Raw genomic sequence first — 12412 nt, 5'->3', positions numbered from 1 at the left:
CGCGCGCTTTCAGGCGTCCTGCCGGGCGATTTCGGTGATCAGAACGTCGATGACGTCGCCGCCAAGGATCGAACGCGCCGTCTCCAGCAGCGCGCGACCCAGAAGGTCCATGCGGTGACTTTCCGTGAAATTTCCCTCGAAACCGCCGATGTTGGCGTGATCGAAGAGAACACGAAGAAAGGAGTCGCGCAGTTTCGGTTCGCGCTCGTAGACCGTTTCGGTCGCGGCAGGCACGACCTCGAGGCTTATGCTGATCACCACCAGCGAGGAAATGCGGTCGGCACCGACCACGGGGACAATGAACTGATTGCTCAGCTTTGCGAAGGCGGTCTCTGCCGGCGTGCCGTGCCCGTCGTCATGGGACTCCGGGGCGGCGTGCGATCCGGTCGTCTCGTGGCCAGTGCCGGGCTCGGTTGCGGAATGCTCGGCCTCGGCGGCACCTTGCTCCTGCCCGGGAGCGAGCAGGATGCCTGCTCCCACGCCTGCCCCGGTTCCGAGCAGCGCCAAAAGGATCGGTAGCAGTTTCTTCATGCCCGGGCCTCCTCAGAACGGCAAAATGACGTCGAGCACCTGCTGTCCAAGGCGTGGCTGCTGGACATCGGTGATCTGGCCGCGACCGCCATAGGAGATCCGGGCCGAAGCGATCTTGTCGTAGGTGATCTCGTTCTGTCGCGAGATGTCCTCGGGGCGGACGTAGCCCGATACCAGAAGCTCGCGCAGTTCGAAGTTGACGCGCACCTCCTGCGATCCCTCGATGGCCATGACGCCGTTCGAGAGCACCTGCGTCACCGTCGCGGCGACTCGCAGCGTGAGCGACTCGCTGCGTCGCACCGATCCGTCGCCGCTGGAACTGCTCTGGCTCCCCAAGTCGACCGCGTCCCCAAGCGTTGCGCCATCGGGCAGCTTCGGATCATGCCGCTGCGGAATGCCGAACAGTTGCGGAATGCCCAGGCTCTCGGATCCTGAGCGCGAACGCGAGGTGCTGTTGGAAATCTCGGCCTGCTCGTCGATCTCGATCACAACGGTCAGGATGTCGCCCTGCTTCATGGCGCGGCGATCCCCCAAGAGCGAGCTTTGGTTGCCGCTCCAGAGCGAGGCATGGTCCGAGGTGCGCTGCGGGATCGTGACCTCGGGCGAGGCGGCATAGGCCATCGCGACATGTTCGGCGCTCTTTTCCTTGGGCGTGAAGCTTGGGGCCTTGCCGAGGTGATCGAAACGACCGCAGGCGGCAGGAAGCAAGAGGAGCAGGGGAAGGATGCAGGATTTCATGGTCTATTCGCTCGCGACAGAGACCGAGCCGTCCGGCCGGATCGTGCCGAACAGGACGGTGCGGGAGGATTGATTCATCACGCGGATCCGTTCGCCTGCGCCGCCCCGCCCCAGCGCCCGGCCCTCGGTGGCAATACGCAGGCCGCCGCGCGAAAAGATGAGCTCGACCATCTGGTTACGGTCGACAAGGGCAGGGGGCCCGACCGACCCGCGCAGAAGCGGGCGTCCGGGATAGAGCGTTGTGCGTGCCTCGAAGCCGACGACCTTGTCGGGGTTCGCATAGGCGCCGTCGACCCGCGCGGGATCGACGCGGACCGCGTCCGGTGCCACGATCTCCTGCGCACGGATGGTGCGCGTCGCAACGACGGTCTCGGCCGCCGCGGAGAGCGCGAGGACACATAGAGGGCAGGCAAGGGCCGCGCGCCGCAACATCACCGGACCTGCGTTGTCGCGCCAAGCATCTGGTCCGCGGCCGAGATCACCTTGGAATTCAGCTCGTAGCCGCGTTGGGCCTCGATCAGCTCGGTGATCTCGTAGACCGGGTCGACAGTGCTGTCCTCGAGGTAGCCCTGACGCAGGGTGCCCAGCCCGTCCTCGCCTGCGGTCCCCTGAAACGGCGGCCCGGAGGCCTCGGTCTCGGCGAAGAGATTGCCGCCCAGCGCCTCGAGGCCCTTGGGGTTTGTGAATCCTGCCATGCTGAACTGGCCAAGAAGTTGGGCCTCGACTGCGTTGGCGAAATGGGCATAGACCTCGCCGGAGGCATTGATGGACACGCTGCGGGCGTCCTCGGGGATCACGATCTCGGGCGCGACGGGCAGGCCGTCAGAGGTGACGATCAATCCCTCGCCGTCGCGTTTCAGCGCTCCGTCGCGAGTATAGGCCGGCTGTCCGTTGGGCAGGGTCACCTCGAAATAGCCCTTGCCCTCGATGGCCAGGTCAAGGTCTCCGCGGGTTTCCGACAGCGCGCCCTGCGCCAGCTTCACCGATACCGCGGCCGGGCGCACGCCCATACCCAGTTGCACGCCGGTCGGCAGGACGGTGCCGTCCTGCGCGTTGACTGTTCCGGCGCGGGCTACCTGCTCGTAGTGCAGGTCGGCGAATTCGGCGCGGCGGGCATTGTAGCCCGTCGTGCTCATGTTCGAGAGGTTGTTCGAGATGACCTCGACCCGCATCTGCTGGGCGCTCATGCCAGTGGCAGCGATTTTCAGTGCGCGCATGACGCGATCTCCTGTTTACCGGGTAAAAGACTTGATGGCGGTGCGGATCCGTTCGTCCTCGCGCTCAAGAAAGGACTGGCCCATCTCGTAGGCGCGCTGCACTTCGATCATGCGCGCGACCTGCAGGATCGGGTCGACGTTCGAGCTTTCGACAAAGCCTTGCCGCAGCGTCGGATTTTCCAGGGGCTCGAAGCCGGCGTCGGCCCGGAAGAGAACCCCGCCCTCGCGCACCATGGCCTGCGCGTCGAGCGGCCGTACCAGCCCGAGTTGCCCGATGGGTCGGCCCTGCGTGCTCAGCGTACCGTCCTGAGCGATCGCGAGGTCCGAGGCATCGGGCGGCACGAAAAGCGGCGCGCCACCGGCGTCCAGCACGGGGTAACCATCCTGGGTGACGAGATCACCCTGGCTGCTGAGCGCGAAGGCGCCGGCGCGGGTGAGCCGCTCGCCCTGCGGTGCCGCCACAAGGAAGAAACCTTCGCCCTCGATGCCGACATCGAGCTGACCGCCGGTCTGCGTCAGGGTGCCCTGCTGGTAGGAGGTGTTCTGGATGTTCGCCGCGGGCATCGACAGGCTTCCCGCGAGGTCCGTTTGCCGGATGTACTCCGAGAAGACGATGCCCTGCTGCCGGTAGCCGGTGGTGGACGCATTTGCGATATTGTTGGCGATCAGGCGCATCTCGCGCATGAGCCCTTGTTGGCGCGACAGTGAAACGTAGGTCGACGACTCCATCTCAGCCCCCCGCGATCATCGGCACGATCCGGTCGCGGAAGAACCCCACCAGCGTCTCGGTCATAAAGCTCATCGACAGCCAGAAGACGACGACGATCGCCATAAGCTTGGGTACGAAAGTAAGGGTCATTTCCTGTATCGAGGTAAGCGCCTGGAACAACCCCACGCCGACACCGGCGACCAGCGCGGCCGTGAGAATCGGCACCGAGGTGATGGTCGCGATCCAGAGCGACTGGCGCAGGGTGTCGTAGAAGACGGTTTCGGTCAGCATGGCTCAGACCGGCATCCGCAGGATTTCCTGGTAGGCCTCGACGACCTTGTTGCGCACCGCCACGACGGTTTCGACCGCCAACTCCGACTGTGCGAGCGCCTCGACGAGGGCGTGCGGGTCGGCGTCTCCGGTCATCGCCGCCTTCGAGGCCTCCTCGGCCCGTTGCAGCGTGGTGGCGAAATCCTGTGCGGCCTCGGTAGCCTTTTCGAACGCCCCAGGGGCACCGGCCTGAGGTTCGGTGGCGGGGCGTGTGGCCGCGTATTTCTGCGCGGCAAACAGCGATCGGACGTCCATTCTGGTCTCCATCGGTGGGGGTGTTAGCGGCGCAACAGGTCCATCAGGCTCGAGGACATCTGCCGCGTCTGTTCGAACATCTTGAGGTTGGCCTCGTAGCTGCGCTGGGCCTCGCGAGCGTCCGCGATCTCGACGATCAGATCGACGTTGGATCCCTCGTAGTTGCCTTGTGCATCGGCCAGGGGGTGCGCGGGATCGTGGACCGTGGAAAGCTCGCTTCGGTCGAGGTTCACGTCGCCGGCACGAACCGTGCGCAGGGTGGCATTGGGATCCCGGGCGAATTCGAAAGGCACGGTCTTGCGCCGGTAGCCCGGCGTGTCGGCATTCGCGATATTTTCGGACACCACCCGCAGGCGCGTCGCCTGGGCGCGCAGGCCGTGGCTGGTGACGGACAGGGCATCGGAAAAGGCACTCATCTTCATGCTCCTTGCGGTCAGCGGCCGAGGCTGGTGCGCAGCAGCGTCAGGCTCGACCGGTAGATCGCCAGCGCGCGGTCGTGGGCGCGGCGGGCGTTCACGGCGGTCATCATTTCTTGTTCCAGCGAGACCGTGTTGCCGTTGGGATCTGCGGTCTCGCGCCGTTTCGAGATGGTCGGCGCCTGGGTGCCATCGACCTGGCCGAAGAGGTGGCCGGGGCGGGTGGCGCGGGCCGCTCCCTGCATTGCGGCGAAGGTTTCTGCGAAGTCGGGGATCTCCAGTGCGCGGTATCCCGGCGTATCGGCGTTCGCGATGTTCTGCGCGCTCACCGCCTGCTGGGTGCCGGCGTGGCGCGACATGGCCATGGCGGTGCGAAAGACATCCAGATTTTCGAACATCGGGGCTTCTCCCTCGATTGGCTTCAATCAAGGCTTAACGCTGATTCCTTTAGAAATGGTTTGAAGCCGATGAAGGGAGCGCCCGATGGAGCATGACGATATCGCCGGCCTTCGATCACGCATCGGGCAGGTCGAGCCGGTGCGCGCCGTTGGTCGGGTGCGCTCGGTCGACGGGACGGTGATCTGGATCCGCGGACTGGCGCATGTCGCCTGTATCGGTGACCGGCTACGGCTGTATCGTGCCGGAAGCACGCTGGATGGCGAGGTCCTGCGCATACGCGAGGATCTTGTCGCGATGTTGCCCGACGAAGGCGCCGATGGCGTTGCGCAGGGCAACCGCGTCGCCGTGATCGGAGCGCCGACGCTCGCGCCTTCCGATAGTTGGATCGGCCGGGTCATCGATCCCTACGGCAAACCGCTCGACCAGGCTCCGCTCAGCCCGGGCGCGCAGCGCCGGGCGTTTCGCGCCCACCCGCCTCCCGCCGCGCGTCGTCGTGGACTGGGTGCGCGACTGGAGACGGGCCTCGCGGCCTTCGATACCTTGCTGCCCATCGTCGAGGGGCAGCGCATGGGCCTGTTCGCTGGATCGGGTGTGGGAAAATCGCGTCTGCTTGCATCGCTCGCGCGTGGAATGTCCGCGGATGTCGTGGTCCTGGCCCTGGTCGGGGAGCGTGGCCGCGAGGTACATGACTTCGTACATGGAGTTCTTGGCGAGGAGGGGATGGCGCGCAGCGTGGTTGTGGCCGCGACCTCGGACCGATCGCCACTGGAACGGAGGCGCTGCCCGCTTGCTGCCATGACGGTGGCCGAACATTTTCGCGACCAGGGCCGACACGTGTTGTACTTGGCCGATTCCATCACGCGTTTCGCAGAAGCCCACCGCGAGGTTGCGGTTGCCGCCGGTGAAATGCCGGCGCTGCGCGGGTTCCCCGCATCCACGGCGAACCAGATCATGCGACTGGCGGAACGTGCCGGACCGGGCCTGCCTGGATCGGGAGATATCACCGCGGTCTTCAGCGTGCTTGTCGCCGGATCGGACATGGACGAGCCCATTGCCGACATTCTGAGGGGGGTGCTTGATGGACATGTCGTATTGAGCCGCGAGATCGCGGAGCGGGGTCGCTTTCCGGCCATCGACGTCCTTCGATCGGTTTCGCGCAGCCTGCCCGAAGCGGCGAGCCCAGAAGAGAACTCCGCCATTTTGCAAGCCCGTCACCTGTTGGGCGCCTACGTCCGATCGGAAACGATGATCCGCGCGGGCCTCTATCGCGATGGCGAGGATCCGGTGCTCGACCAGGCCATCCGCGCCTGGCCGGACCTGGACGCCTTTGTCGGGGATACCGCGCCCACCGGCTCGTCGGCCGCGTTCCAACGTCTGGGTCTGTTGCTGCGTCGCGCCGGTGCGACGGTGGAGGGGCCTAGCCCTGAGGCTCGCCGCCCAATACGCCAGAAATCGGTGTCACGGCCTCTGCAACAAGCCAATGGGCAGAATGGCCGAGAGGCCAAGAACCGCCACCTTTTGTGAAATCGCCTAGCGAGGTGTCTGGGCTTGGCTAGCGGAAATCGACCGCATGAGGGTCAGGGCAACCTGTTGGGATCGCATGCCGGCTGTCTGAGAGAGCTGCTCCTGTAACAGGTAGCCGTGGATGACCCGGTTCAGCACACCGGCGTTTTCCAGATCGCTGAATTGCTTGATGCCGTAACGGCTTTGGGCTTTTTCCTTGATCATCTCGAGCTGCTTGTCGATGTCGATCTGCGCGAAACCGTTTGGCAGGTTCAGTGCGGTTTCGAAGACGTCCCGCATCGTCGTGCTTCCGAGCACGTTAAACCACTTTGTGTCTTCGCTGACACCGCTCGCGGAGAGTTCAGGGATGGACCTCTGGAATTGAAGCGCAGCTCCTATGGCGGGATCGACATCCGTCACCGCATCCTCGAAGCGTTTCCATCGATATTCCTCGGCGATCTTGTCCGAGAACCCGGAATCCTGGAGCTTCGACGTGGCTACTGACTTGTCGAAAGAAAATGCGTCGGCCAAGGCGATCAGCTTTTCGTCTCCCAGGACATTCGCCAAGGCGTCCGTGTCGCCCGCGCCCTCCGCGAGAACGCGGCCGAGAAGAGACACGCTGCCTGCGCGATCTTCCAGGCCGAAGGCCTTGAGTGTCACTAGCTTGAGCTCACGGTCGTCCAGCAGATCCTTTGGCGAGGTCACGGAGGCGATATTCTCTTCGAAATAATTGCGTTCCATTTCGATGTTGGCTTCGACCTGCTGTCGAAACATTTCGGCCGCTTCCGGATTGCCTGCATATTCAGGTGCGTTCAGGGCAATTTCAAGATCGGCCAGAACGTTTGCTTCGTAGGATGCAAGAATGGCGTCGGCAAATCCGTCTTCCTGCGTTCGGAAGGTTGTAGTCTTTTCGAAGTCAAACGCATTAGCAAGGGCAGTAAAGCGACCATCGTTCAGGCTGGTTGCCAAAGCGCCTTCTGCGTCAACTTCCTCTGATAGAATCCTTTGCACCAGATACTTGCTGTCGATCTTGTCGCCGAGACCGAAGGCCGACAGCGCAACGGAAAGAAGCCGTCTGTCGTTAACCAGGTCTTCGGGTGTGTCCACTGCGCCGATGTTTTCCCGGAAATAATCATCAGCACGCTGGATCTCGGCACTGGAGTTGAAGGCCCGACGCTGATCGTCCATCGTGGATTGCAGAACCTGCCAGCCGATCAGGCCGGTGCCCGGAATCATCGGCGTGAAGGTCATTGCTTCGACGCGGCAAGAAGCCGGTCCTCGCGCGGTATCAAGGTTTTGAGATGCTTGAGGCACTGGTAGTATTGTCCGTCTAGCAGCGCCTCGGTCGCTAAGGTCAATTGGCGACGGCTGTCAGGGTCGGTCAGAATTCGACTGAGCTCCTCGACGCTTCGAAGCAATTCGGAACGAGAATTTCCTGCTGCCACGTCACCAGTCAGGATCAATTGCACTGAATAGCACAGTCGGCGTACTGGCGTTCGGGCCTCGTCAGGATGGATGGCATCGCGCAGACGCAAGATATTGGCGTTCGGCGTGACTATGGACAACCGGCTACGCCGATCGCCGTTCTCGATCACCGCTCCATTAATGAGGACCCGTTCTTTCGGTCCGAGTTTCAGCACCAGTCCACTCATTTCTTATGTCTCCGGCCGTTCAGTCCGCGCAGGATGGCGGCATTCACTTCGAGCAGGGGTGCGAGCCGTGCCTTGCGGGCGAGAACCTTTCCCGTATGCGCCTGCACGAATTCGGACAGGAAGAAGATGCGGGAGCGCAGGTCGGCCGGGAGGCCGTTGTCGGAATCCGCCACATCCACGGCAAGGGCGGTCCAGAGCCGACGGTTGTCGTACAAGGCCTCGACGAGCTTGGGATAGGCCGCCGGTCCAGCTTCTGCTGCGGCCTTGATGCGATGGGTGACGCGCGCAATGAGGTCGTACTCTAGGGCACGGTCTGTACGCGTTGTTGCGGAACTCTGTGCGTAGGCGCGCTGCGCCAGGGTTTGGGCGTTCACGGCAGAACCTTCTGACTCTGGAAAATGCAATCGTGCGTCTCAGGGCGGAGGCCGGCAGCGCCGGCCTCCGGAGGCTCATCTTAGCGGAAGAGCGAGAGCAGCGACTGCGGCGCCTGGTTGGCGATCGACAGCGCCTGGACGCCCAGCTGTTGCTGAACCTGCAGCGCTTGCAGACGTGCCGAGGCTTCTTCCATGTCGGCATCTACCAGGGTGCCAATGCCGGATTTCAGAGCGTCGGTGAGGCCCGAGACGAATTCCGTCTGCGTCTCGATCCGCCCCTGGGCCGAACCGAAGGCGGAGGCGGAGTCGATCGCGGTCTGAATCAGCCCTTCGACCGCGCCCAACGCCGCCTCAGTTCCTGCATCCGTGGTTACGTCGAAGCTGGCCAGAAGTTCGAGGCCACCGCCGATGGTGCCATTGTTCTCCGTGTTATCGGCGGACTGGGTCGCGTCACCAGCGGCCACGGTGATGGAGGCGCCTGTGTTGTTCGTGAAGTCGATTTGGCCGGCGGTGGTCGCATTCTCGGCGAAATCGACGTCGATTCCATCCGAATCCGCCTGGAAGTTGAGGCGCGCCACGAGCTGGTCGGTCACGTCTTGCAGTGTATCTCCTTCGCGCGCGACGTAGGTCACGTCTGCCGACAGCCCCATGCCACCGCCAGACGCAAGTTGATACGACATGCCGGCCTCGGGCGTGCCGGTCACGGTGAGGGCCGCAGCGGTTGCGCCATCGGCCACGGCGCCGCCGTCTCCGATGTTAGTCGTCATCGCACCTGCGGTTGCGGCGCCTGCGCCAAGGTCCTGCTTGCCGACGGTAATGTCAGAGGCTCCGACTCCACTGGCCGAGCGATCAAGGGACGACAGGATGTCGATGCTGCCCGATCCCGCGGTTGTGTCGTCGTTCGAGAGAAGGTTGAGGCCATTGAACTGGGCCGCACCGACGACGGCCGAAATCTGGTTGCGCAGAGCGTCGATGTCCGTCTGGATCTTCGCGCGGTCGACGTTTTCTTCCTGCGCGGCGACGACCTTACCCTTCACTTCGGTGAGCAGGTCCGTGACGGTTTCCGACGCCTGGCGCGCCACCGCGACGGTCGATTGTCCGAGGTTCAGGCTGTCGGAGATGCCCTTGAAGCCCTTCACGTCGGCTTCCATCACCTTCGAGATTGCCCAGACCGCGGCATTGTCCTTGGCGCTTGCCACGGACTTACCGGTGGAAATCTCCTTCTGAGTGGTGGCGAGACCGGAGTTGATCGACTTGAGAGTTTGCAGCGCCACCATGGCGCCATTGTTCGTCAGGATGCTTGACATCGTATATTCGTCCTTACAGCTGGGCGCTTCGCGCCGGAAGTTGGCGGCCTTGACCGGCCTGTGAGAACGTCTTTCTGACGAATGCAGTCCGGACGCCCCGCCCGCTGCGCCATCCGACTGGATGCGGGCTCAACATCGCGTCAGAGTCCTAATGGAACGCTAAGCGCAGAGAGCGGGATCGATTGCATTTGAGTCGATGCTGTCAGGCCCGCTTCTCCATACTGGCCTGCGCATGACCCTCGATGATTTCGCGTTCTCCATTGGCGGTATAAATGTTCATCGATTTGCCTGCCGTTCGCATCATGTCCAGTCGCTTGGCGACAGCGCGGACCCCCGCGAGGGCACTGTCATAGAGTTCCTGGTTGCGCTGTAGTTTCGCTTGGAGGGATCCGAGTTCTTCCGCGTCAACCGTCTCCCTCTGGGCCAGCTCTTCCATCAGGAGAGTCTTTTCCTCGACTAGGGGCTCGATCTCCTGAAGCGCCCCTTCGAGCAGGATGCATCGCTCACGTTCGAGCAATTGAAGCAGGTCATCGACGGGTTCGCGTTCATCAGACATCATTCTGTTCCTTCAAGGTGTTGTAGATCGATTCGGCGAGGCCGATCCCCCCCTGTGCGGCAAGCGCCTTGGCATGTTCGTGTCGCAGAAGAGATGCGAACTGCTCCTCCCCGGCGCCGCCGCCGAATGCGCCGGGAGTCTCTCCGAGGCCGGCGGCCTTGAGCATCTCGGATAGAAATCCGGTCTCGAGCCGTGTGGCCGCCTGGCGCAGGGGATCCGGCCCGACACCCCGTGACACACTAGAAATCTCCATGCTGTCGCTCCAATTCAATTCAACTGGCCTCAGTTAAGGCGTGCGGAGTAAAGAAGCGGTAAGGATCTGCGCGATAGGGTCGTTTCCGTGGAAGAATTCCAGGAGAGATCATGCTGAGCAAATTGGGCGGTCCGGCCGGGTTTCTGACGTCGAATTCGGCGTTGCGCGACGGGCAGGAAAAGAACGTCACGACGCGAGATTTTGCCAGCGCCTACAATGAAGGTCGCAGGCAAGGTGAAGATGCGGTCTTTTCCTTGTCCGAGGGAGAACCGACCGAAGAAGATCCTAAGGCGGATGATGCTGAGGCCGAGCTTGCGGAGCGCGACCTGCCGGAGGCGGCCGTCGCGGACAAGCAGCCGCCGGTTGGTCGAGATTCGCGCAACTCGTCAGAGACTTCCGAGTTCGGCGCGAGCGATGTGAAAAGCCTGGCAGGGGAAGACGAGGCGGAAGCCTTGGCCAAAGAGCCTGCTGCACGACCAGATGCTGTTGCGGGGCGCACGTTGAGGCGTGCTGGCGCTCACGGCATGCCTGTTGGACCGGAAGGTTCCGAGGGGTATGCGAAAGGATCGTTTTCGGACCTGGAAGCGGGTTCAATTGCATTGCCGAACGCGACAGAAAGGGCGACCCGATCCGATGAGGCGGCGGGTATTTCTGTTCAATTCCCGCCGGATGCGCAGCCAAAACGAGATTTGAACCCGCCTTCGGATTTTGGAAACGTCGCCGCTGCGAACCAGCTTGCGCCGGAGAGAACTGGCCGCGCTTTCCAATTGGGCACCCATCCAGGGGATCTGTCGAAACCTCCCGTTGATATTATCCGCTCGGTTGAGGTCCATGCATACGGACTGCGGGAAAGTGAGCTGCCTGAAGAGGCAAAGGAGGTTCATGGCATCCGAAATGAAGGGCGGAGCGCCGCATTGGGGAAGGTAGCGGGAAATGGTTTTCTTGCCATATCGCCGCCAGACCGCTCCTTGTTCGAAGGTGGCACTTCGATGCCTTCCGAGTCGCGCCATTCCAGATCGTTTCAAGCGCCAGAGACCGCTCTTGCGATTTCTGAGGATGGCGCGTGGGCGGACAAAATTAGTAGTGAAGACAGAAATTCCGCGGCCCAAGGTGGAAAAACGGACTCTGCTTCGTTGGTAGAGCGAAAGCCTGAGTCAGCACAGTTTCGGTCTCGCCCGTCACTGCAAGAAGCGCAGGACCCCATTACGGGGCGTGATCTTTCCCTTGCGGAGGACGGAGGTCGTGTGAGGTCGCGAATCGATGGGCCTGACGCCGATATGGCGCCCGTAAAGTCAATTCCGAACGCTGAAACTGCGACCGCCTTTTCCGCGCGCTGGAAACAAGACGCGGACGACAGAAGAATCAATCCTGCCTGGAAATTCCAGCCTATGGGGGACTCTAGGGAGGTGCCAGGTGACATGAATAGGAAAGTTCGTGCTCCAGTCAAAACAGTAACCGCGCTGCCGGAACTTGACCAAGATTTCCGAATTGGAATGAAAAAAACGGAAATAAAAGTGCCAGCGGATTTGACCGCGCGAACGGCCGGCTCGATGGAAAATTCTGAAGATATCGAGGCCTCCGGTAAATGGCTTGATGGCAGACAGCCGCATCACTCAAGGTCCTTTCCATCCTACTGGAGTAGTGATGTTGACGAGAAGACGTCCAGAGATATTTCAGTCAGAATCTCGGCTAGAAGGAAATCAGTGCTGCCGTCAGACCGTTATCCGAAACGCACCATGGATCCCCGTGTCGCGCCAGACGTTTCCCTTCGCTCGTCTCGGTATCCAGATCATTCCGGATTCGTCCGTCCCGAGGTGGCGCTGGATCAAAGGATGAAGGAACCTGTTCCCCGAGATCGAAGTATTCCGAACCTGGAGCTGGGTTCGGCGCGCATTGAAGGTACGCAATCCGGCTCGCAGCATACCGGAGGGAAATCGCGCGGCGATCACCTGCCGCAACGCATGCTGGCCACGGTTGAGTCCGGTATGAAGGAGAACGTAAGGCAAGAGCCTGGCGTTGGCGGAGCGCACGCAAGCGTCCCGCGCAGGTTCTTTCAGTTCGCTGTTGGGGAAAGCATCAATCCGGTTCAAAAGCAGGCTGGTGTGATCGATGCTCAAGATTCTCAAGGAGAGTCTGAAAAACCTCGCGCCTTGGCCGGGTTGAGGTAGACTG

Annotated in this window: 17 protein-coding genes; 2 read left to right on the top strand and 15 right to left on the bottom strand. The window is 62.3% G+C overall.

The window, feature by feature from the left end:
* Positions 1–9: 9 nt before the first annotated feature.
* Genes SALMUC_RS10615 through SALMUC_RS10575 form a run of 9 tightly spaced genes read right to left on the bottom strand, consistent with a single transcriptional unit; the run spans position 10 to position 4594 of the window.
* Complete coding sequence (locus SALMUC_RS10615) at positions 10–531, bottom strand: flagellar basal body-associated FliL family protein (protein WP_020039430.1); 522 nt, start codon at positions 529–531, stop codon at positions 10–12.
* A 12-nt stretch (positions 532–543) separates the two neighbouring features.
* Complete coding sequence (gene flgH, locus SALMUC_RS10610) at positions 544–1269, bottom strand: flagellar basal body L-ring protein FlgH (protein ID WP_020039429.1); 726 nt, start codon at positions 1267–1269, stop codon at positions 544–546.
* 3 nt (positions 1270–1272) lie between these two features.
* Entirely contained in the window at positions 1273–1701 is a 429-nt protein-coding gene (gene flgA, locus SALMUC_RS10605; RefSeq protein WP_020039428.1) for a flagellar basal body P-ring formation chaperone FlgA, read from the bottom strand.
* Positions 1701–2486, bottom strand: coding sequence for a flagellar basal-body rod protein FlgG (gene flgG, locus SALMUC_RS10600; protein WP_020039427.1), 786 nt, complete (start codon positions 2484–2486; stop codon positions 1701–1703). Before flgG ends, flgA begins: the two co-directional genes overlap by 1 nt.
* Positions 2487–2501: 15 nt before the next feature.
* Positions 2502–3215 (bottom strand): flagellar hook-basal body complex protein, encoded by a 714-nt coding sequence (locus SALMUC_RS10595; protein ID WP_020039426.1) that lies wholly within the window; start codon positions 3213–3215, stop codon positions 2502–2504.
* A 1-nt stretch (position 3216) separates the two neighbouring features.
* Positions 3217–3486: a flagellar biosynthetic protein FliQ gene (locus SALMUC_RS10590; RefSeq protein WP_020039425.1), complete on the bottom strand. Its 270-nt coding sequence runs from the start codon at positions 3484–3486 to the stop codon at positions 3217–3219.
* Positions 3487–3489: 3 nt separating this feature from the next.
* Complete coding sequence (gene fliE / locus SALMUC_RS10585) at positions 3490–3780, bottom strand: flagellar hook-basal body complex protein FliE (RefSeq protein ID WP_020039424.1); 291 nt, start codon at positions 3778–3780, stop codon at positions 3490–3492.
* 23 nt (positions 3781–3803) lie between these two features.
* Positions 3804–4196, bottom strand: coding sequence for a flagellar basal body rod protein FlgC (gene flgC / locus SALMUC_RS10580; protein WP_021120208.1), 393 nt, complete (start codon positions 4194–4196; stop codon positions 3804–3806).
* 17 nt (positions 4197–4213) lie between these two features.
* Entirely contained in the window at positions 4214–4594 is a 381-nt protein-coding gene (locus SALMUC_RS10575; RefSeq protein WP_020039422.1) for a FlgB family protein, read from the bottom strand.
* 85 nt (positions 4595–4679) lie between these two features.
* Here SALMUC_RS10575 and SALMUC_RS10570 point away from each other — a divergent pair, with 85 nt between their 5' ends.
* Entirely contained in the window at positions 4680–6119 is a 1440-nt protein-coding gene (locus SALMUC_RS10570) for a FliI/YscN family ATPase (protein WP_020039421.1), read from the top strand.
* A 6-nt stretch (positions 6120–6125) separates the two neighbouring features.
* Here SALMUC_RS10570 and SALMUC_RS10565 read toward each other — a convergent pair whose 3' ends face one another.
* The 6 genes from SALMUC_RS10565 to SALMUC_RS10540 all read right to left on the bottom strand — a co-directional run bounded on the left by SALMUC_RS10565 (position 6126) and on the right by SALMUC_RS10540 (position 10240).
* Positions 6126–7349 carry a DUF1217 domain-containing protein gene (locus SALMUC_RS10565; RefSeq protein ID WP_020039420.1) on the bottom strand — a complete coding sequence of 408 codons (1224 nt, stop codon included), beginning with the start codon at positions 7347–7349 and terminating at the stop codon, positions 6126–6128.
* The gene (gene flbT / locus SALMUC_RS10560; protein ID WP_037371705.1) at positions 7346–7750 is read right to left on the bottom strand and encodes a flagellar biosynthesis repressor FlbT; all 405 of its coding nucleotides are present in this window, start codon (positions 7748–7750) and stop codon (positions 7346–7348) included. Before flbT ends, SALMUC_RS10565 begins: the two co-directional genes overlap by 4 nt.
* Entirely contained in the window at positions 7747–8124 is a 378-nt protein-coding gene (gene flaF, locus SALMUC_RS10555) for a flagellar biosynthesis regulator FlaF (RefSeq protein WP_021120206.1), read from the bottom strand. The genes flbT and flaF overlap by 4 nt, the downstream gene beginning before the upstream one ends.
* An 80-nt stretch (positions 8125–8204) precedes the next feature.
* Positions 8205–9431 carry a flagellin N-terminal helical domain-containing protein gene (locus tag SALMUC_RS10550; protein ID WP_020039417.1) on the bottom strand — a complete coding sequence of 409 codons (1227 nt, stop codon included), beginning with the start codon at positions 9429–9431 and terminating at the stop codon, positions 8205–8207.
* 202 nt (positions 9432–9633) lie between these two features.
* Entirely contained in the window at positions 9634–9990 is a 357-nt protein-coding gene (locus SALMUC_RS10545; RefSeq protein WP_021120205.1) for a flagellar protein FlgN, read from the bottom strand.
* Positions 9980–10240 (bottom strand): rod-binding protein, encoded by a 261-nt coding sequence (locus SALMUC_RS10540; protein ID WP_037371703.1) that lies wholly within the window; start codon positions 10238–10240, stop codon positions 9980–9982. Before SALMUC_RS10540 ends, SALMUC_RS10545 begins: the two co-directional genes overlap by 11 nt.
* A gap of 110 nt (positions 10241–10350) precedes the next feature.
* Here SALMUC_RS10540 and SALMUC_RS29730 point away from each other — a divergent pair, with 110 nt between their 5' ends.
* Positions 10351–12408: a hypothetical protein gene (locus SALMUC_RS29730; protein ID WP_021120203.1), complete on the top strand. Its 2058-nt coding sequence runs from the start codon at positions 10351–10353 to the stop codon at positions 12406–12408.
* The last annotated feature ends 4 nt before the right edge of the window (positions 12409–12412 follow it).

It is taken from the genome of Salipiger mucosus DSM 16094 (genome assembly GCF_000442255.1).
GTDB lineage: Bacteria > Pseudomonadota > Alphaproteobacteria > Rhodobacterales > Rhodobacteraceae > Salipiger > Salipiger mucosus.
This window is presented reverse-complemented; position numbering and strand designations above follow the sequence as displayed.

Bases quoted from the DNA above. Each gene is read 5' to 3' on its own strand.
- SALMUC_RS10575 (WP_020039422.1), bottom strand. From the start codon at position 4,594: ATGTTCGAAAATCTGGATGTCTTTCGCACCGCCATGGCCATGTCGCGC.
- SALMUC_RS10615 (WP_020039430.1), bottom strand. From the start codon at position 531: ATGAAGAAACTGCTACCGATCCTTTTGGCGCTGCTCGGAACCGGGGCA.
- SALMUC_RS10570 (WP_020039421.1), top strand. From the start codon at position 4,680: ATGGAGCATGACGATATCGCCGGCCTTCGATCACGCATCGGGCAGGTC.
- flgC (WP_021120208.1), bottom strand. From the start codon at position 4,196: ATGAGTGCCTTTTCCGATGCCCTGTCCGTCACCAGCCACGGCCTGCGC.
- SALMUC_RS29730 (WP_021120203.1), top strand. From the start codon at position 10,351: ATGCTGAGCAAATTGGGCGGTCCGGCCGGGTTTCTGACGTCGAATTCG.
- fliE (WP_020039424.1), bottom strand. From the start codon at position 3,780: ATGGACGTCCGATCGCTGTTTGCCGCGCAGAAATACGCGGCCACACGC.
- SALMUC_RS10595 (WP_020039426.1), bottom strand. From the start codon at position 3,215: ATGGAGTCGTCGACCTACGTTTCACTGTCGCGCCAACAAGGGCTCATG.
- SALMUC_RS10550 (WP_020039417.1), bottom strand. From the start codon at position 9,431: ATGTCAAGCATCCTGACGAACAATGGCGCCATGGTGGCGCTGCAAACT.
- SALMUC_RS10565 (WP_020039420.1), bottom strand. From the start codon at position 7,349: ATGACCTTCACGCCGATGATTCCGGGCACCGGCCTGATCGGCTGGCAG.
- SALMUC_RS10540 (WP_037371703.1), bottom strand. From the start codon at position 10,240: ATGGAGATTTCTAGTGTGTCACGGGGTGTCGGGCCGGATCCCCTGCGC.
- flbT (WP_037371705.1), bottom strand. From the start codon at position 7,750: ATGAGTGGACTGGTGCTGAAACTCGGACCGAAAGAACGGGTCCTCATT.
- flgA (WP_020039428.1), bottom strand. From the start codon at position 1,701: ATGTTGCGGCGCGCGGCCCTTGCCTGCCCTCTATGTGTCCTCGCGCTC.
- flgH (WP_020039429.1), bottom strand. From the start codon at position 1,269: ATGAAATCCTGCATCCTTCCCCTGCTCCTCTTGCTTCCTGCCGCCTGC.
- flgG (WP_020039427.1), bottom strand. From the start codon at position 2,486: ATGCGCGCACTGAAAATCGCTGCCACTGGCATGAGCGCCCAGCAGATG.
- SALMUC_RS10545 (WP_021120205.1), bottom strand. From the start codon at position 9,990: ATGATGTCTGATGAACGCGAACCCGTCGATGACCTGCTTCAATTGCTC.
- SALMUC_RS10590 (WP_020039425.1), bottom strand. From the start codon at position 3,486: ATGCTGACCGAAACCGTCTTCTACGACACCCTGCGCCAGTCGCTCTGG.